Annotated in this window: 12 protein-coding genes; 8 read left to right on the forward strand and 4 right to left on the reverse strand. The window is 67.3% G+C overall.

Annotated features, from left to right (window positions below; all coding sequences use genetic code 11):
* Positions 1–2 precede the first annotated feature (2 nt).
* Genes E0H92_RS29060 through E0H92_RS29075 form a run of 4 tightly spaced genes read right to left on the reverse strand, consistent with a single transcriptional unit; the run spans position 3 to position 7,057 of the window.
* Entirely contained in the window at positions 3–2,753 is a 2,751-nt protein-coding gene (locus E0H92_RS29060; protein WP_131498512.1) for a glycosyl hydrolase family 95 catalytic domain-containing protein, read from the reverse strand.
* A complete protein-coding gene (locus tag E0H92_RS29065) occupies positions 2,750–5,185 on the reverse strand; it encodes a glycoside hydrolase family 95 protein (RefSeq protein ID WP_131498513.1) in 2,436 nt (811 codons plus the stop codon). The genes E0H92_RS29060 and E0H92_RS29065 overlap by 4 nt, the downstream gene beginning before the upstream one ends.
* The gene (locus tag E0H92_RS29070) at positions 5,155–5,949 is read right to left on the reverse strand and encodes an amidohydrolase family protein (RefSeq protein WP_131498514.1); all 795 of its coding nucleotides are present in this window, start codon (positions 5,947–5,949) and stop codon (positions 5,155–5,157) included. Before E0H92_RS29070 ends, E0H92_RS29065 begins: the two co-directional genes overlap by 31 nt.
* A complete protein-coding gene (locus E0H92_RS29075) occupies positions 5,942–7,057 on the reverse strand; it encodes an FCD domain-containing protein (RefSeq protein ID WP_131498515.1) in 1,116 nt (371 codons plus the stop codon). The genes E0H92_RS29070 and E0H92_RS29075 overlap by 8 nt, the downstream gene beginning before the upstream one ends.
* A 177-nt stretch (positions 7,058–7,234) precedes the next feature.
* Between E0H92_RS29075 and E0H92_RS29080 the strand changes: the two genes are divergently transcribed.
* From E0H92_RS29080 to E0H92_RS29115, 8 genes are read left to right on the forward strand one after another with little or no spacing between them, the layout of a single operon-like run.
* Positions 7,235–8,539 carry an ABC transporter substrate-binding protein gene (locus E0H92_RS29080; RefSeq protein ID WP_131463498.1) on the forward strand — a complete coding sequence of 435 codons (1,305 nt, stop codon included), beginning with the start codon at positions 7,235–7,237 and terminating at the stop codon, positions 8,537–8,539.
* A complete protein-coding gene (locus E0H92_RS29085) occupies positions 8,536–9,405 on the forward strand; it encodes a carbohydrate ABC transporter permease (protein ID WP_202873894.1) in 870 nt (289 codons plus the stop codon). Before E0H92_RS29080 ends, E0H92_RS29085 begins: the two co-directional genes overlap by 4 nt.
* Positions 9,402–10,280 (forward strand): carbohydrate ABC transporter permease, encoded by an 879-nt coding sequence (locus E0H92_RS29090; protein ID WP_202873895.1) that lies wholly within the window; start codon positions 9,402–9,404, stop codon positions 10,278–10,280. Before E0H92_RS29085 ends, E0H92_RS29090 begins: the two co-directional genes overlap by 4 nt.
* The gene (locus E0H92_RS29095; RefSeq protein ID WP_131498516.1) at positions 10,277–12,181 is read left to right on the forward strand and encodes a DUF8034 domain-containing protein; all 1,905 of its coding nucleotides are present in this window, start codon (positions 10,277–10,279) and stop codon (positions 12,179–12,181) included. Before E0H92_RS29090 ends, E0H92_RS29095 begins: the two co-directional genes overlap by 4 nt.
* A gap of 19 nt (positions 12,182–12,200) precedes the next feature.
* Positions 12,201–12,995, forward strand: a complete 795-nt coding sequence (locus E0H92_RS29100) for an RraA family protein (protein WP_131463501.1) — start codon at positions 12,201–12,203, stop codon at positions 12,993–12,995.
* Between the two features lie 27 nt (positions 12,996–13,022).
* On the forward strand, positions 13,023–14,882 hold the full coding sequence (locus E0H92_RS29105) for a right-handed parallel beta-helix repeat-containing protein (RefSeq protein ID WP_131498517.1): 1,860 nt from the start codon (positions 13,023–13,025) through the stop codon (positions 14,880–14,882).
* Between the two features lie 5 nt (positions 14,883–14,887).
* Positions 14,888–16,726 carry a right-handed parallel beta-helix repeat-containing protein gene (locus E0H92_RS29110; protein WP_131498518.1) on the forward strand — a complete coding sequence of 613 codons (1,839 nt, stop codon included), beginning with the start codon at positions 14,888–14,890 and terminating at the stop codon, positions 16,724–16,726.
* A 7-nt stretch (positions 16,727–16,733) separates the two neighbouring features.
* Positions 16,734–18,584, forward strand: coding sequence for a right-handed parallel beta-helix repeat-containing protein (locus E0H92_RS29115; RefSeq protein WP_131498519.1), 1,851 nt, complete (start codon positions 16,734–16,736; stop codon positions 18,582–18,584).
* The last annotated feature ends 3 nt before the right edge of the window (positions 18,585–18,587 follow it).

Consider the following 18,587-nt stretch of genomic DNA (forward strand, 5'->3'; position numbering starts at 1 on the left):
GCTCAGCGTGGTACCACAAACGTGATGTAGGTCGAGTTCCCCTTGCCGGCCACGCCGGAGTTCGGGCCGAGGGACAGCTGCCCGGCGGGTACGTCGCGCTTGAAGAGGATCAGGCGCTGGTCCGTCGTGCCTACGGTCTCGCCGGTGCGAGTGAACGAGGACAGCCACGACGGCCACCACACGTTCTCGCCGCGGGGATCGAAGGCGACGTACACGGTTGCCGGCTGGGTCAGGTTGAGTGTCAGGTAGTCGGGTGGTGTGGTCGCCTTGGAGTCGTCGTTGGAGCCCGGTACCAAGGCCTGACCGTTCAACGCCCCAGGCAGCTCAGTGACCGTGTAGCTCCGGTCCACATAGATCGGCGCACCTACCTGAGCCTTCACGAGATTGGACAGCTTCTCCGGCGCCGCGACAGATACGAGAGAGCTAGCCAGCGGCGGTTCGCTCCGCGTGACGCCCAGCACCCGGTTGCCAACTGTCTTGACGGCAGAAGCGGGCTGACCGGTCAGTGGTGCGAAGGTGAAGGACGACAGCGGTACGGCGACACGTTCAAGCGTGTACGACGTACCAGGATCTGTCCGCAGGCTGATGACGTCGGCCAAGGTGCTACCGACGACAGTCTTCCCGTGGGAGTCGATCACACGGACCTGCTGACCCGGCCAGGGGTTGCGGAGCTTCAGCGTGTCTCGGCTGCCGGCCTGGATGCCGACAACGTTCGGTACGCCGTCGTGTACCTCAGTGCTGATCCGGTGCCCGCCCTCGATCTGCACCGACCCTGCGACGTCCCAGTCACGCGGCCACGCGGGCGCGACGTGCACGGTCCCGTCGTACGACTGGACGAGCGCTTCCTGGAGGCCGGTGGTCAGTACGCCGCCCCACTCGTTGTAGAAGCTGCGGTTCCGGACTGCTTCCTGGCCGGTGCGGTGGACGGTGAAGCCGTTCGGGTAGATCTGGAAGTCCGCGATGCCCTTCAGCAGCAGACGTTTCACCTCGTCCGAGAGGCCGAGCCGGGCGGCCCACGTCGAGTCCATGCCCCAGTCCTTGTCCTGTGGATAGACACGCTGCCGATAGGTCGCCTGCATCAGCGCGGACGTCTCGTCGAACACGCCCCACGGCCAGAGCGCCTCCATCTCCGGGTTCTGCGTGTTGTGCGACTCCTCGTCGGTACCGGACCACGCCAGCACCTCCTCACCGCCACGCTGCACGGTCCGGAACGGCGGCAGCTTGCTCACCGCGTCCCGCAACTGCTTGGCCAGCGCTGTGTCTCCATGCGATACGGCCAGATCGGCAACCAGCGGGAAGATGACCCGCATCGCCGCCATGTCGGGCACCGGGTCACTGGTGTCCCACTGCACCTCCAGCGCGTTCACGTGCTCCAGGTGCAGGTAGCCGTCGGCACCAGTGGTCATGGCGGACAGGTAGAACCGCGCCACGTCCCGCATCAGCGGGTAGCTCCGGTTCAGCAGGGCCTTGTCGCCGGTGTACCGGTACTGCTGCCAGATGTTGTTCACCAGCTCCGGCCCGCTGGTCAGGATCCGTCGTGTCCAGCTGGGCTCCTGGATGTTGTCGCAGCCGTCACCAGTGCCGTCGTACCGCATGAACTCCGGCAGGCAGAGTCCTTCGCCGCCGATCCAGTGCGTTCGCGTCCATTCGCGCATCAGTTCGGCACGGTCGAGGTAGAACTTGAAGTACGGCGAGTTGAGCTCGCCGATGCCCGCGCCGAGGTTCGCGGACACCAGCATCCGCAGGTTGAAGTGCCAGTACGAGTCCTGCGCCCAGTCCGCCTGGTCTCCCGCGGACGAGAACATCCGCACCACCGCACCGTGCGTGCTCGGTACGTCGCCGCGCATCGACGCGGCCATCGTGTACAGCTGCAGCGTCCGGAGGTTCTCGACGTACTCACCGGACCCGTCCGCCGACGTGATCCGCATCGGCGCCGCCTTCTCCCAGAACGCGTGCCACCAGGCGAGGTGGTGACTCGGAGACTCGACGACGGCACGTCGCGCGGCTGCCCGCAGCTCTCCACCGCGGTACGACGGTACGCCGACGACCAGCCGGAAACTGCCGTCGGCACGAGGCCGGAATGTCAGGCGCACTGTCAGCGGGTCGACCACCGACGCGGTGACGCCTTGGGCCTGTGCTGTCAGCGCAGCCACCGCCCCGGTGATGCTGCCGGAGGCCTCGTCGTGGAACGTCTCCGCCAATGCAGCGATCCCACCAGCGGCACTGACCGCCGGCGTACGACCTGCCCACAGCTTCAGATCAGCGGTCTGCACCTGCGACGGATCCGCACCCGTCACCTCCAGAACGAACTGATCCGCGTCAGCCCGCACATACGAGCGTGCTGTCAGCCCGCCACCGCTCTGCACCACCTGACCGTCGTACAGCGCCAACCGCCCCCTGTAGTCATCGGCACGCATCAGCGAGTCCAGACCGGGTACGACGAGACGCCCCGCGGACTTGAGGTCCGGGAACGTGTCCACGCGGTTGAGCTGCGCGCTGTAGCCCTTCTCGGCCCAGACCGAGGCCCCGAGCACACCGTTCCCCAGCGGCATCGCCTGGTACGAGCGCCACGCAGGACCCTCCTGGACGAGGTCAGACCGCGACACCAGCCCTGCAGTGTCGCCCTGCAGCGCACCGCCGCGCCAGGCGGTCGTTGCCTGCTCAGACGGCGTACTACTCGTAGCTGGGACGGAGGCGGCGCCGACGGTGAGCAGCGCGGCCAGCAACGGCATCGTCAGACGGAGAGAAGTCACGAGCGCACCTCGATGAAGTAGTCGACGCCGCGGCGGGTACGGAACTCGACGACGCCGTCCTCCGGCCGGGCGAACGCCACTGGGCCGATGGACGACTTCACGTCGACCAACGCGCCGGTCCGCAGCCGCAGCCGGTTCCCGAGCAACGAGCGGATCTTTGCCTTGGTCAACTTCCCGTCGGACCACGAGAGCTCCAGATCGAAGCCGCCGCGGGCACGCAGGCCCTGCACGCTCCCGGTCGGGAACGCGGTCGGCAGACACGGGAGCAGTGCGACCTCGCCGGAGTGGCTCTGCATGATCATCTCGGTCAGTCCGGAGACGCCGCCGAAGTTCCCGTCGATCTGGAACGGCGGGTGCAGGTCGAACATGTTCGGTGCGGTACGGCCAGGAGCCAGCAGCTGGGTCAGGTGCTTGTACGCGTTGTCCGGCTCGAGCAGCCGGGCGCGGAGGTTCAGTTTCCAGGCCAGTGACCATCCCGCGGTCACGGCCGGGCCCCGGAGCTCCAGCGACTTCCGGGCCGCGTCGGCGAGTTCCGGCGTACTGCGTGGGGTCACCTGGTCGCTCGGGAACACGGCCCACAGGTGGGACACATGTCGACTCGTCTCCAGCGCGGCCTCCTCCCAGTCGATCAGCCACTCCTGCAGCTGGCCGAGGTACCCGATCTGGAGCGGTGCGAGCTTCGACCGCGCGTCCGCGGCGGCCGCAGCCAGTCCGCTATCGACACCGAGTACCGCGGTGGCCTGGCCGAAGACCTTGAACAGGTCGTGCAGGATCTCGGTGTCCATCGTCGGGCCGGCACAGATGCTGACGCCCTCGTTGTCGTAGTCGTGGTGCTTGACCTCGGGGGAGTGCGACGGGCTGGTCACCAGCCACCCCGTCTTGGCGTCCGTCTGCAGCTGGTCGAGGAAGAACTCCACCGAGCCACGCAGGACCGGGTAGTACTTCCGCAGCATCTCCTTGTCGCCCGTGTACTCGTACCGCTCCCAGAACAGCAGCGACAGCCACGCACCGCCGGTCGGCCAGACCCCGTAGTACGCGAAGTCGACCGGTGCGGTCCCGCGCCACCCGTCCGTGTTGTGGTGCGCTACCCAGCCAGGTGCGTCGTACATGGTGGCCGCGGTACGGGCGCCGGACTCGGACAGCTCGCTGATCATCTGGAACATCGGGTCCCAGCACTCCGCGAGGTTCGCCGGACCGGCCGGCCAGTAGTTCATCTCGGCGTTGATGTTGAGCGTGAACTTCGACTGCCACTCGGGCAGCATCTTGTAGCTCCAGATGCCCTGCAGGTTCGCGGGCTGGCCCGGCGTACGCGAGCAAGAGATCAGCAGGTATCGGCCGAACTGGTAGTACAGCGCGGCCAGCTGCGGGTCGCCGCCGTTGCGGAACGCCGTGATGCGCTGATCGGTCGGCAGCGCGATCGAGTCCGACGTACCGAGGTCCAGATCGAGGCGGCCGAAGAGTCGCTGGTAGTCCTCCACGTGCTGGTGCCGCAGCGCGCCGTACGCCGGGCGTCCGATCGCGGCGAGTGGTGCTACGGCGCGCGCGACCTGGTCCGCGCTGACGTCGAGGTAGTTGCGGTAGCTGGTGCCGACCGAGAACAGCAGCGTGACCTGGTCGGCGCCCGCGACCGAGAGCTTGCCGTCAGCAACCGTAGTGGAACCGCCTTCGGCGAACGCCCGCAGCAGCGCGCAGAACTTGACCGAACCGGTCAGCCCTTCGGCGTCGCCGCTCACCCCGTTGAGCGCCAGCGTCTGCTTGTCGTACGCCGCGGGGGTCGCGGCCTGCTCCGTGCTGTACGTCGCGTCGAACGTGAGCGCACCGCGCTCGCTGGCCGTCAGCCGCATCACCAGCACCTGCGCGGGATGGCTGACGAACACCTCCCGCGTGTACCGCACGCCCGCGTGCTCGTAGCTGACCGACGTGATCGCCGTGGTCAGGTCGAGCTCCCGCCGGTACGCCGTGACAGCGGTCGCGTCGATGCCCGGAAACGCCAGCGAGAGGTAGCCGACCGGCTGGTACTGCATCTGTTCGGTCGGACGGCCCATGAAGTGCTCGTCGGCGAGGTTCTGCGCGTCGAGGTACTTCTCCTCGGCGATCAGCCGGCGGATCTCCGGGAGGACGTCCTTGCCGACCGGGTCGTCGTACTGGTGCGGACCGCCGGCCCAGATCGAGTCCTCGTTCAGCTGCAGCTGCTCTGTCGCGGTGCCGCCGTACACCATGGCACCCAGGCGGCCGTTGCCGATGGCAAGTGCCTGGAGCCACTCGGTGGCGGGTTGGGTGTACCAGAGCTTCAGAGGGTTGGTGTCGCTGCCCGGTACGGGTACGGGTGCGGCGCCGGCGGTCAGGGGAGTGGTGAGGGAGCCGGCGACGACTGCTGTGCCGGCGGCGGCGCCGGCGGTCTTCAGGACCTGCCGGCGGGTGTATTCGGACATTGGGCGGTCTCCCTGGGGCGGTAGATGCGCTGGGCGGTGCCACGGAACACGTCGTTGTGCGTGGCGGGTGGCAGCAGTGCGGTGGTACGGCGGATCACCTCGGCGCGGGTGGCGGCCAGCGTGCACACCGGCCAGTCCGAGCCGAACAGGAGCCGTTCACTGCCGAAGAGTTCGAGGGCGACGTCGACCAGTGCGCGGAGGTCGTCGGTCGCGAGGTGGGCGGTGCCGGAGAGCTTGACGGTCACGTTCGGATGCTCGGCGAGGGCTTGCATTCCGGACCGCCACTCGGGGGTCGCGGCGGTTGGGTTGCCGAGGTGGTCGAGGACGAGACGGGCGTCCGGTACGGCGGACGCGAGGCGGGCGGCGCCGATCAGGGCGGAGGGGCGGAGCAGGAGGTCGATCGCGAGGCCGGCGTCGGCGGCGGCCCGCACGCCGCGCACATGCGCGGGAGCTGTCAGCAGGTCAGGGTCGGTCTGGTCGGCGGGTGGGCTGCGTACGCCCACCAATCGCGGGTCGTCAGGTAGGCGGTCCGGGAAGTCGAGCAGATCGAACCAGCCCACCACACCAACCACCGCCGGACTCTGCCGAGCCAACGCCAGCAGATCGTTCACCTCACCCGAATCAGCATCCGCCTGCATCAGCACAAGCTCAGGAACGTCGGGCAGGTCGGAGAGGGTGAAGTCACGGCGGAGAGGATGCCCCGCCGGAAGCCAGGGGAGGCGGCGGCGCATCAGGTCCCAGACGTGGACGTGGGCATCAATCATGGCGGCCGGCGGGTCTGGTGATGGAGCTTTCGCCTCGGGCGTGGGCGGCGAAGAGGCGGGCTGAGTCTTCGGGGTCGGTGCCCGCGAGGACCTCGATCAGGTCCAGGTGGCGGCGGGCCATCAGGCCCCAGTCGCCGGCGTACATCGCGTTGGACACCACCTGCAGGCTCCACAACGCCGGCTCCAGCGTCCGCCACACGCGCAGCAGCATGGAGTTGCCGCTGGTTGCCAGCACCTGCCGGTGGAACCGCAGGTCGGCCTCACGGAACGCGCCGATGTCGTGGTGGCCGGCCGCCTCGATCATCCGCTGTACCTCGATCCGGAGCAGGTCGAGCTCCTCCGGCGGTGCGTGACCGGTCGCCCGGCGGGCTGCGGCGGACTCGAGCAGTACGCGGACCTCCCGCGCCTCCCGGGCCTCGACCTGCGAGATCTCGGTGACGAAGTTCCCCAGCCGCGGCCGGTACGTGACCAGCCCCTCGTGCGCCAACCGCCGTACCGCTTCCCGGGCCGGGGTCTGGCTGGTGCCGAGCACCCGGGCGATCTCGGACTCGACCACCCGCATCCCGGGCGCGAGCTCGCCGGACAGTATCCAGCCGCGGATCGCCTCGTACACCCGGTCGGACAGCAACTCTGTGTCACTGGGCATCGGCGGAGCAGGGTGACTCGTCGCCAGGGCAGTTCCGGCACCGGAGCGGTAGTGCTGGACCTCCTCACGACGCCGCCGCGAGACCGTCGACTGCGAGACGCCGTACGTCGCCGCCAGCTCGCGGGTCGACGGGCGATGTCCGGAATCGGCCATCGATGTTGTCGCGACAGCACCCAGCTGGACCCGGTCGACCATCCGCGGCCGTCCGCTGCGCATCCCGTCGTCGAGGCCGGCCATGCCCATCCGGAGGAATCTCCGGCGCCACTTGCCGACCGTGCCCGGGGTGACCTCGAGCAGGTCCGCGACCGCCTTGTTCGAGCGTCCCTCGGCGCTGGCCAGCACGATCCGGGCCCGCAGCCGCATCGCGGCGCTGGTCCGCGGAGCGGCCGCGAGCTGGCTGAGCGCGGTCCGCTCGGCCACCGACAGGGTCAGCGGCGACTTCGGTCTTCCGGCATCGGGCATGGCTGCATGGTGACCCGGTTCACAGCGTTCTGCCAACCCCTTATGGCGCGGACTTCTGACTCAGAATGTCCACTTTGCCGTTTAAACGTTGACACTTGAGCGTCGCGCTCTGCATCGTCACTCGATAACGACGCCCGGCCGCCCCCGAAGCCGGGACGATCCGAGGAGGACCCGGAAATGGCTCGTTCGATACGGCGCTCCCCAGGACGCAACCCACGGCGCAACCCAGGACGCACACCAGGCCTGCTGACAGCTGTCGTGATCCTGGCGGCCGCGGCGGGCTGCGGCGGCGGCTTCAGCGACGACAAGGGTGCTGCTGGTGACAGCACCGGCGAAGTGCGGATGCTGGTCAACATCACCCCCAACCTCACGAAGAGCTACTGGGAGGGCCTGGTCAAGCCCTTCGAGGACGCGAACCCGGGGGTCGACGTGAAGATCGAGGCGCCGACCGGTTCGGGTGTGAAGGACACGCTGCCGCAGCTGCTGGCGGCCGGCAACGCGCCGGATGTCGTCGAGACGCTGATGGCCGACAAGGTGCTGGCGCCGCAGATGCTCGACCTGACCGACCAGGCGTGGACCAAGGACACGCCGCTGGTGGAGCAGGCCTCGCTCGACGGCAAGGTGTACACGGTCGGTGTCGGCCAGCAGGCGCAGTCGCTGGTGTTCTACAACAAGGACGCCTTCGCCAAGGCCGGTATCAGCGCCCCGCCGAAGGACCTGGACGAGCTGACCGCCGCCATGGGCAAGCTGAAGGCGGCCGGCTACCTGCCGCTGCAGACCGCCGGCGACTACGTGACCGGTCTGCAGTTGCTGCAGCTCAGCGACCCGTCGATCGCCACCAAGTACCCGGACTGGTACCAGCAGATCAGCTCCAAGCAGGCCAAGGTCGGCGAGACCATGCAGCCGCTGCTGGAGCGCTACGAGTCCTGGATCAAGAACGGGTACGTCGACAAGAACGCGCTCGGTCTGAAGGACGTCGGCGCGCAGACCAACTTCCTGTCCGGCAAGGCCGGGATGTACATCATGGGCAGCTGGTTCGTCCGGACCGCCGACGACGCCAAGCCGGCGTTCGACCTCGGTGTCTTCGCCGCACCGACCGAGAAGGGGCAGCCGTCACCCGGTCCGCAGGGCGTCACGATGGCCGCGCCGTACATGGTGCTGAAGTCGACCGAGCAGCGCGACCTCTCGATCAAGCTGGTGCAGTGGCTGGTCACCGACAAGACCGCGGTGCAGAGCCAGCTCGCGCAGGACGGCAACTTCCGCAAGGGCTACACCGACAAGCTGTCGCCGCTCGGCAAGCAGGTGCAGGACATCCTCGACCAGGCGCCCAAGCAGGTCGCCCAGGGTGAGGGGTACGGCGCCAACACGCTGCCGCAGGGCTTCAACGGCGAATGGAACAAGGCGGTCCAGAGCCTCTACACGGGGAAGAGCGCGAAGGACGTCGCCACTCGCATCGACAGCTGGATGGGCTCGAAATCGTGAGAGCCCGCCTGACGACCCTCAGTATGGTCGGCCCGGCGCTGGTGCTGTTCGTCGTCATGCTGGTCGTCCCGGTCTGTCTGTCGCTCTACCTCAGCCTGACCGACTGGGACGGCTACAGCGCGAACCCGGCGTTCGTCGGCCTGAAGAACTACGTCAGCCTGACGCACAGCGCCGAGGCGATCCGGGCGGGCTGGGTGACGCTGCTGATCGCGGCAGTCGGCACCGTCCTGCTCAGCGTGTTCGGACTCGGGTTCGCGCTGCTGGTGAACGGTGCGTCCCGGCTGAACGCGTTCTTCCGCATCGTGCTGTTCTACCCGCACGTCTTGAGCGCACTGGTCGTCGGCTTCCTGTGGAGCGCGGTGCTCGGTACGTCGGGTGTCGTCAACGGCTGGCTCACGTCGAAGGGCGCCGAGGTACTGCCGTTCCTCTCCGACCCCAAATGGGCTCTCGCGAGTCTGATCGCCGTACTGGTGTGGGCCGGGTTCGGTGTGAACGTCGTGCTCTACCTGGCCGGGCTGCAGACGGTGTCGAAGGACCTGCTGGAGGCGGCGCGCATCGACGGCGCATCGAAGCGTCAGACGTTCTTCAACGTGACGCTGCCCGCGTTGGCGCCGGTGGTGACCGTGAACCTGGTGCTGTCGCTGGTGACGTTGCTGAAGACGTACGACCTCGTGGTGTCGCTGACAGGAGGCGGCCCGGCTGGGTCCACGCAGACAGCGGCGTACCTGATCCTGTGGGACTCGTTCCACAACAACGCGCTCGGGTTCGGCTCGGCGCAGAGCGTCGTACTGATGGTCATCACCGCAGGTCTCGCTCTGACTGTTGCTCGCCTGCGGGCGCGTGCTGACCGGGGGGTGCAGGGATGAGCGCGCTCCGGATGCCGAGGATCGCGCCGATGCAGCTGAAACCGCTCAAGACCAAGGGCTGGGGACGGATCGCGTTCCTGGTCGTGACCAGCGTGCTGATGCTGGTGCCGATGTACCTGCTGATCACGAGCGCGTTCAAGTCGCAGCAGGACATCCTGGCGCACCCGTTCTCGCTGTCACCCGACCAGTTCACCACGGAGTACCTGCGCAAGGCCGCGACGAACCCCGACTTCAACATCCTCAAGGGGTACGCCGTCACCATCCTGTTCGTGGTGTCGGTGAACGTGCTGTCCGTGGCGCTGGCCGGCCCGGTGTCGTACGTGATCGCGCGGCGCAGCGAACGCCGGTACCGGATGCTCCTGCTGCTGTTCGTGGCCGGGACGTTCATCCCCAGCCAGGTGCTGGTGATCCCGGTCGTCTACACGCTGAAGTTCCTCGGGCTGATGGGCACGATCCCCGGGTTCGTGCTGTTCGAGACCACGCTGACGCTGCCGTTCTCGATCTTCCTGTACGCCGGCTACATCCTGACGATCCCGGCCAGCCTGGACGAGGCGGCCGCGGTCGACGGGGCCGGCAAGCACCGGGTGTTCTGGTCGATCGTGTTCCCGCTGATGAAACCGGCCGTGGTGACGATGGTCATCCTGAACACCTTCTCGGTGTGGAACGACTTCGTGAACCCGCAGATCATCCTCGGCCCGGGCAGCGGTCTCTACACCGTGACGACCGGCGTGTACGCCGCGGTGAGCCAGTACTCCACCGACTACACGGTGGTGTTCCCGACGCTGCTGCTCGCAGTGGCTCCGTTGCTGGTGGTCTTCGTGCTGCTCCAGCGGCACGTGATCAGCGGCCTGACCGCGGGAGCGACCAAGGGATGAACGAACCTGTCATAGCGGAGATACCGATTGGCGCACCGCCCGCGTGGGCGATCATGCAGCGCCGCCTGTTCGACGTGATGGACGAGGGCTGGTGGCTGTTCCGCGAACGCTACTGCCTCCCCGACGGCAGCTTGCGATACGCCGGCCCGGTGCAGAGCCGGGACGGTGCGGACGACTTCTACGAGGCGTTCGTGAACTGGCCGGTGCTCTACCAGCTCGGTGGCGCGGACGACCTGATCGACGTGTCGAAGTGGCACTGGGAAGGTGTCACCCGGCAGCTGACCGACCTGGGTTTCCTGGTCGACGAGTTCGAGCGCGGGTACGACTGGTTCCACATCGGCGAGTCGATGATCTTCTTCTACTCGCTGTGCGCCGCGGACCCGACGGACGAGGTGTTCCGGGAGCGCGCGTACCGGTTCGCCGAGCTGTACCTGCCTGGCTCGTCCAACTACGACCCGGTGACCCGGACGATCCGCGCGCCGCACAACGGCGCGGGCGGTCCGCGGTGGGGCATCAACGACGAGTGGCGGACGTTCGGCACCAACCAGGAGCGGATGCGCATCTTCGGGCTGCCGTTGTCCGGTGTGCCCGGGATCAATACCTGGGACGATCTGAAGGACAACGCGGATCTGATGGGTGCGGAGATGATCCGCCGACTCGGTGCTGGTGACACCGCAGTCAACCTTGCCGCGACGACCCTGACCGCGAACGCCTGGCTGTACGACCACAGCGACCGGTTCGCCGCGTGGACGCTGGAGTACCTGGACGCGTGGGAGGAGCGGGCCAAGGCGAACGGCGGTCTGCTGCCCGACAACGTCGGCCCGAGCGGCATCGTCGGCGAGCTGCACGACGGCCGCTGGTACGGCGGCAAGTACGGCTGGAACTGGCCGCACGGTGTCTACAGCGTCGGCTCGGCCGCGTGCGTCGCGGCGCTGAACGGCGCCGTACTCACCGGTGACTCGAAGCGGCTCGACTTCGCGCGGCAGCTGCTGGACCACCTGTACGACCGTGGCATCAGCGGTGCGGTCGACGAGACCGACATGAGCATCCGCGACCGGTGGGAGGCGGAGCTCGGTGAGGACTGCGCCAACCCGACGCTGCTGATCCCGAACCGGCACAGCGACGACGGGTGGTTCGACTATCAGCCGCCGCAGCTCGGACTGCCGATGTGGTTGTGGCAGGCATCCTTCGAGCCGGGTGACCGTGACCGGCTGAGCAAGCTGCGTGAGCGCAGCGGCTACGACTGGCGGACGGTCCGCGACTTCCGCAACAAGGAGGATGCCGGCCATGAGGCGCCCTGGCTCGCCTACCTGGCCGGAGACAACCCCGGCTACCCGGAAGCGATGCTGGGCGTCGCCCTGTCGCAGGTGCAGCGCCGGATGGACCTGATGGCCGTAGACACCGTCGACCCGGCCGAAATGAATATTCACCACTGGCAGCGGCACAACCCGGTCGCCACCGAGGCGCTGCTGCAGCTGACCACGGGTACGCCGCAGCTGCTCTACAACGGCGGCCTGCTGCCACTGCGCGTGCTGTACCTGGACGCGGACCGCGGCCGTCCCGGTCTGCCACCTGACGTCGCCGCACTGGTCGACACGGTGGAGCCGGACCGGACCGGTCTGCAGCTGGTCAACCTGTCCGCGACGCAGACCCGCCACGTGGTCGTCCAGGCGGGGAGCTTCGGCACGGACCGGATCGACGAGGCGACCGTGTCCACCGCGACGGGCGAGTACCCCGGCCCGTCCCCGGCGTACACCTCGACCCCGCCGACGCCAGGCACCCGCACCGTCGTTGTCGACGGCAACCGACTCGAAGTGACGATGCCGCCCGGCCGGACCATTCGGCTCGATCTGAGGCTGACCAGAAACACCTACCGCGCCAAGCACACGGCGCTTGCCTAATTGAGTACTGAGGAGACATATGAGCAGCACGGAACAAGCCCCGGTGACGCCTGTCTGGGACCTGCCGGTGCGGGGCGACACCCCGCCGGTGCCGGATCCCGACCTGGTGTCGCGGCTGTCCGAGATCGGGTCGGCCACCGCCTGCGCCCGGTTGCACAACCAGGGCATCCGCCGGACCTTCGTCGACGGTCCGACCAGCATGTTCCCCGGCAAGAAGGTGGTCGGCCGCGCGCTGACCCTGCAGTTCATGCCGCAGCGTGAGGACATCGCCGACGGGCAGACCCAGGAGTACATCGAGCGCAGTACGGCGCTGTGGGCCGTGCTCGACGAGATCCAGCCCGGCGACGTCCTCGTGGTCCAGGCCTACGGCAGCCACACCACGGGCTGCTTCGGCGACATGCTGGTCCGCTACTTCAAGCTCCGCGGCGGGGCCGGCATCGTCGTCGACGGCCGGATCCGCGACGTACCCCGGGTGTCGGAGCTCGACGTCCCGATCTGGTCCACCGGAGCCACCCCGCACTACGCGTCCCAGTCCGAGCTGTTCCCGTGGGCGTACAACGTCCCGGTGGCGGTCGGCGGCGTCCTCACGCTGCCGGGGGACCTGGTGCTCGCCGACGACGACGGCGCGGTTGTTGTCCCCAGGCAGCGTGCGGAGTCCGTCATCCAAGCGGCCGCCGAGCACGACGAGTGGGAGAAGTTCAGCCGGCGCCGGATCGACGAAGGCGCCCCCTTGCGTGACTACTACCCCCTGACCGAGAAGACCCGTCTCGAGTACGAGCGCTGGCGCAGCCAGAACGGCAACGCCGGCGACTGATCCCTCCGAGAGAGGACCCCGCCCAACATGTCCAAACGAACCAGGCGTACGACGCTCAGCGTCGGCGCCGGGGTGGTCGCGGCTGCCCTGGTGACCGTCGCGGCGATCCAGTTCAACGCCCAGCCCGCAGGTGCTGTCGACTGCAAGACCTTCTGGGTCGCACCCAGCGGCAACGACTCCGCCAAGGGCACCGAGAAGAGCCCGTGGAAGACCGTGACCCGGGCCCGTGACGAGATCCGGACCAACCACCTCAACGACCGGATGAACTGTGACATCACCGTCAACCTGAAGGCCGGCGACTACCCGGTCGCGTCCACGATCGACCTGAACGAGCAGGACTCCGGGAAGAACGGCCACCGGGTCGTGTACCGCAGCGTTGACGGTCCCGGTAAGGCGCAGCTCCAGGGCGCCGAGGAGATCACCGGCTGGACGCCGACCGCGAACGGCATCTACAAGGCCAAGTTCGACGCGTCGAAACCGTTCTACACGCTCTTCGAGGACGGCAAGCGCGCCACCAACGCCCGGTATCCCAACCGGGGCAGCGACGACACGTGGTCGCCGTACCTGACGTCGATCCTCTACGAAGAGGACAAGATGGACGTCCGCAACTGGCTGTGGGGTACGCCTGGTGACTGGGACCCCACGTGGGACATGAGCCAGGCTTCGGTGACGATCTGGTCCGGTGGTTCGTGGTCCTGGTTCACCGACACCATTCCGCTGCTGGACACCAACTTCAAGAAGACCCAGACCACGCTGAAGTACTGGACCCGCTACGCGATGGTCAACAGCCGTGGCGGCTCCCGCTACTACTTCCAGAACTCGCTGAGCTTCCTGGACCAGGCGGGGGAGTACTACGTCGACAACAAGGCCGGTGAGGTCTACTACAAGCCGCGCGCCGGCAGCATGGACGGTGTCAAGGTACTGCGGCCGACGGTGAAGACTGTGCTGAACCTGGCCGGCAAGTCACCGCAGGACCGGCTGCACGACGTCACGTTCGACGGCGTCGGTGTGCAGTACTCCGACTTCGTGAGCTGGTACCGCAACGGCTGGGTGGCCGGCGGCGACGCAGGTGTGGAGCACAAGTACCCGGAGTACGACCGGCAGATCGAGATGCCGCGGAACCGGTTCGGCGCGATCACGCTGACCAACACGAGCAACATCGACCTGAGCCGGCTGCACCTGTCCGACACCGGCTTCACCGGCATCTACCTGCTGTTCGCCAACGACCACACCAGGATCACCGACAGCTTGCTGGAGAACATCGGCGCCGACGGCATCAAGGTCGAGGGCGGCTGGCCGGGTGAAGGCGACCTGAGCAACCACCACACGATCTCGAACGTGTTCATCGACCACATCGGTGAGCTGGTCCCGGGTGACTCGGCGGGCGTCGAGCTGATGGACACCGGCAACAACACGGTCCAGAACATCGTGGTCAAGCACGGTGCCCGCTACGGCATCAGCCTGGAGTCGCGGCCGGAGGTGAAGGACGGCGACCAGTACGCGAGCGGCAACACGTTCAAGTACATCAAGCTCGAGGAGCTGGGCCTGGACAGCGGTGACATGGGCGCGTTCTACACGTACGGCGTCGACAACCAGGACCCGCACCCGGTGCAGAACACCGTCGACCAGCTGGTCATCGGCGACGTCATCCCGGACCCGTCGATGCCGGACGCCGGCGGTACCCGTGGCGTGCACATGGACGCCGGCGGATGCGGATTCGCGTTCAGCAACGTGCAGGTCGGGAAGGTGACCGACCAGAAGTACCAGTCGTACCAGTGCAACGAGGTGACGAACGCCGACTGGGTCGAGGGCTTCGACGCGTCGAAGATGGAGTACGACAAGATCGGCGTACTGCCCACGTTCCCGTACGACGTCGCGGGCCGGTGACCCAGATGTCACGTTTCGCGGCAGGAGTACTGGCCGGACTGGCCTTGCCCGCTCTTGTCCTCGGAGGCGGGGTGGCGGCGCGAGCCGCCGCCCCGGCGGGGCAGGACAACTGCAGCTCGTTCTGGGTCGCGCCGGACGGCGACAACCGGGCGCCGGGCACCGAGTCGAAGCCCTGGAAGACGATCGAGCACGCTCGGGACACCCTGCGGATCCGGTCGCACGCCGGGTGTACGCCGGTGGTGAACCTGCGCGCCGGGACCTACCTCGTCGACAAGACGATCACGTTCGACGACCGCGACTCCGGTGTGACTTACCGGAGCGTGGACGGCCCGGGCCGGGCGGTCCTGGACGCGGGACGGGAGGTCACCGGCTGGACGCCGTACCAGGACGGCATCTTCAAGGCGAAGGTCGACGTCGACCAGCCGTTCTACACGCTGTACGTCGACGGCGCGCGGGCCACCACCGCCCGGTACCCGAACCGGCGCTCGGACGAGGAGTGGGCGCCGTACCTGAAATCGGTCCTGATCGAGCCGGAGAAGGAGGCCGTCCGCGACCAGGTCGGCTTCACCGAGGGCGACTGGGACGAGACCTGGAACCTGGGCAGCTACACCGACTGGCCGGCGCAGCTGATGATCTGGTCGGGCGGCTCGTGGAGCTGGTTCACCGACACGGTGCCGATCAAGAACCCGGACTGGAAGGACAACAAGGTCACGCTGGACTACTGGACCCGGTACGCGATGATGAACTCCCGGTCCGGCTCGCGGTACTTCGTCCAGAACTCACTGGACCTGCTCGACGCCGAGGACGAGTACTACCTCGACTGGGCGAACAAGGAGCTGTACTACAAGCCGCGTGGCGGCACGATGGACGGCAAGCGGGTCCTGCGTCCGACGCAGACCCAGGTGCTGTCGCTGGCCGGTGTCACGCCCACGCGCCGGCTGCACGACATCGCGTTCGACGGTCTCGGGATCGCGAACACCGACTTCATGCAGTGGTACCGCTCGGGCTGGATCAGCGCGGGTGACTCCGGCCAGAAGCACAAGTACAAGGAGTACGACCGCCAGATCGAGATGACCCGCAACCGGTACGGCGCGGTCACTCTGACCAACACTCGTAACGTCGACCTGACCGGGCTGCACCTGCGGGACACCGGCTATCACGGCGTCTACCTGCTGTCGGCCAACGACCACGTGACGATCGCCGACAGCCTGCTGGAGAACATCGGTGCCGACGGCATCAAGGTCGAGGGCCCGTACCCGGGTGAGGGCGACGTCGCGAACCACAACACCTTCACCAACCTCTACATCGACCACGTCGGCGAGCTCGTGCCGGGTGACGCGGCCGGGATCGAGCTGATGGACACCGGGAGCAACAAGATCTCGCACGTCGTCGTGAAGCACAGCGCGCGCTACGGCATCAGTCTCGAGGCGCGGCCCGAGGTGAAGGACGGCGAGGGCTACGCAGTGAACAACGAGTTCTCCTACATCCGGCTGGAGAAGACCGGCCTGGACAGCGGCGACATGGGCGCGTTCTACACGTACGGCATCGACAACCAGGAACCGCATCCGATCCAGAACACGGTGCGGCAAATGGTCGTCACCGACGTGATCCCGGACGACTCGATGCCGGACAGCGGCACCCGTGGCGTGCACATGGACGCGGGCGGCTGCGGATTCAGCTTCTCCGACATCGAGATCGGGACGGTGACCGACGACAAGTACCAGTCCTATCAGTGCAACGAGGTGACCAACGCCAACTGGGTGGCCGGTTTCGACCCAGGGCGGATGGAGTACGACAAGATCGGCGTACTGCCCTCGTTCCCCTATCCCGTGGAAGGGCGGTGACCTGAGGATGTCCACACGTTCAGGACTTTTCATTGGACTCGCGGTCGGGCTGCTGGTGCCCGCGGCGGTGTTCGGCGGCTCCGCGCTTGGGGCCGGTGCCGCGCCCGCCGATCACGCGGGTTGTGCGGCGTACTGGGTGTCTCCTGCCGGGAACGACTCCGGTGCAGGCACGGAACGGCAACCGTGGAAGACGATCGAGCATGCTCGCGACACCCTGCGGTCGCGGGGTCATGCCGGCTGCACCACGGTGGTGAACCTGAAGGCCGGGACGTACCAGGTCGACAAGACGATCACCTTCGACCAGCGCGACTCCGGGGTCACGTACCGGAGCGCGGATGGGCCCGGGAAGGCCGTGTTCGAGGCGGGGCGGGAGGTGACCGGCTGGACGTCGTACAAGGACGGCATCTTCAAGGCGCCGGTCGACATCAGCCAGCCGTTCTACAGCCTGTACGCCGACGGCAAACGTGCTACGACGGCCCGGTACCCGAACCGGGAGTCCGACGACAAGTGGGCGCCGTACCTGCGGTCGATCCTGTTCGACCCGACCAAGGAAGCGGTGCGCGACCAGCTCGGGTTCAACACCGGTGACATCGACCCGTCGTGGGATCTTCGGCTCGGTACGTCGTGGCCCGCGCAGGTGACGGTGTGGTCGGGCGGCTCGTGGTCGTGGTTCACCGACACGATCCCGATGCTCGACATCAACTTCACGAAGAAGCGGACCACGCTGGTGTACCCGGCGCGGTACGGCTTCATCAACTCCGGCGGCGGCTCGCGGTACTACGTGCAGAACTCGCTGAGCCTGCTCGACCAGGCCGGCGAGTACTACCTCGACTACCCGGCGAAGACCCTGTACTACAAGCCGGCCGGCGGCACCATGGACGGTGTCAAGGTCTTCAGGCCGACGCAGACGCAGGTGTTCTCGATCGCGGGCGCGTCCCCGAACCAGCGGGTGGAGAACCTGACACTCGACGGCCTGACCATCCAGCACACCGACTTCATGGACTGGTACCGGTACGGCTGGAACGGGACGGGTGACTCGGGCACCAAGCACAAGTACCCGAAGTACGACACCCAGATCGAGCTGCCGCGGAACCGGTGGGGTGCGATCACGCTCACCAACACCCGCGGGGTGAAGCTGACCAGGCTGCACATCCAGCAGACCGGGTTCACCGCGATCGAGGTGCTGTTCGCGAACGAGAAGACCACGGTCTCGGACAGTCTGCTCGAGCATCTCGGCAACGACGGCATCAAGATCGAGGGTGGCTGGCCCGGTGAAGGTGACGTTGCCCATGGCAACACGTTCACGAACAACTACATCCACCACATCGGCGAGCTGGTGCCCGGCGACTCGGCCGGCGTCGAGATCATGAACAGCGGCGGCAACCTCGTCAGTCACACGGTGGTCGAGCACGGTGCGAGGTACGGCATCAGCATCGAGTCGAGGCCGGAGATCCCGAACGCGGACAACTACACCGGCGGCAACACGGTCAAGTACGTCCGGCTGTCGCATCTGGCGCAGGACAGCGGCGACACCGGTCCGTTCTACGCGTACGGCGTCCGCAACGAACCGCCGTACACACCGGACGCGTCCGTGTCTCAGCTGATCATCGACGACGCGAACGCCGACCCGTCGATGCCGGACGCGAAACCGTACGGCGTGCACATGGACTTCGGCGGCTGCGGGTTCGCGTTCTCGGACATCAAGGTGACGAACACCGAGAGCGACCCGTACCACGGGCCGTCGGCGGGACCGTGCGACACGTTCGCGAACGTGAGCTGGGAGGCCGGGTTCGACGACTCCAGGATGCAGTACGACCAGATCGGCGTACTGCCTTCGTTCCCCTACGAGAAGCCTTAGAGA

Origin of the sequence: Kribbella speibonae (assembly GCF_004331375.1) — a bacterium.
GTDB classification, from domain to species: domain Bacteria; phylum Actinomycetota; class Actinomycetes; order Propionibacteriales; family Kribbellaceae; genus Kribbella; species Kribbella sindirgiensis.

Excerpts from the sequence above, each read along its gene's own strand:
- E0H92_RS29065 (WP_131498513.1), bottom strand. The coding sequence starts at position 5,185 with ATGTCCGAATACACCCGCCGGCAGGTCCTGAAGACCGCCGGCGCCGCC.
- E0H92_RS29100 (WP_131463501.1), top strand. The coding sequence starts at position 12,201 with ATGAGCAGCACGGAACAAGCCCCGGTGACGCCTGTCTGGGACCTGCCG.
- E0H92_RS29090 (WP_202873895.1), top strand. The coding sequence starts at position 9,402 with ATGAGCGCGCTCCGGATGCCGAGGATCGCGCCGATGCAGCTGAAACCG.
- E0H92_RS29095 (WP_131498516.1), top strand. The coding sequence starts at position 10,277 with ATGAACGAACCTGTCATAGCGGAGATACCGATTGGCGCACCGCCCGCG.
- E0H92_RS29110 (WP_131498518.1), top strand. The coding sequence starts at position 14,888 with ATGTCACGTTTCGCGGCAGGAGTACTGGCCGGACTGGCCTTGCCCGCT.
- E0H92_RS29070 (WP_131498514.1), bottom strand. The coding sequence starts at position 5,949 with ATGATTGATGCCCACGTCCACGTCTGGGACCTGATGCGCCGCCGCCTC.
- E0H92_RS29115 (WP_131498519.1), top strand. The coding sequence starts at position 16,734 with ATGTCCACACGTTCAGGACTTTTCATTGGACTCGCGGTCGGGCTGCTG.
- E0H92_RS29075 (WP_131498515.1), bottom strand. The coding sequence starts at position 7,057 with ATGCCCGATGCCGGAAGACCGAAGTCGCCGCTGACCCTGTCGGTGGCC.
- E0H92_RS29080 (WP_131463498.1), top strand. The coding sequence starts at position 7,235 with ATGGCTCGTTCGATACGGCGCTCCCCAGGACGCAACCCACGGCGCAAC.
- E0H92_RS29105 (WP_131498517.1), top strand. The coding sequence starts at position 13,023 with ATGTCCAAACGAACCAGGCGTACGACGCTCAGCGTCGGCGCCGGGGTG.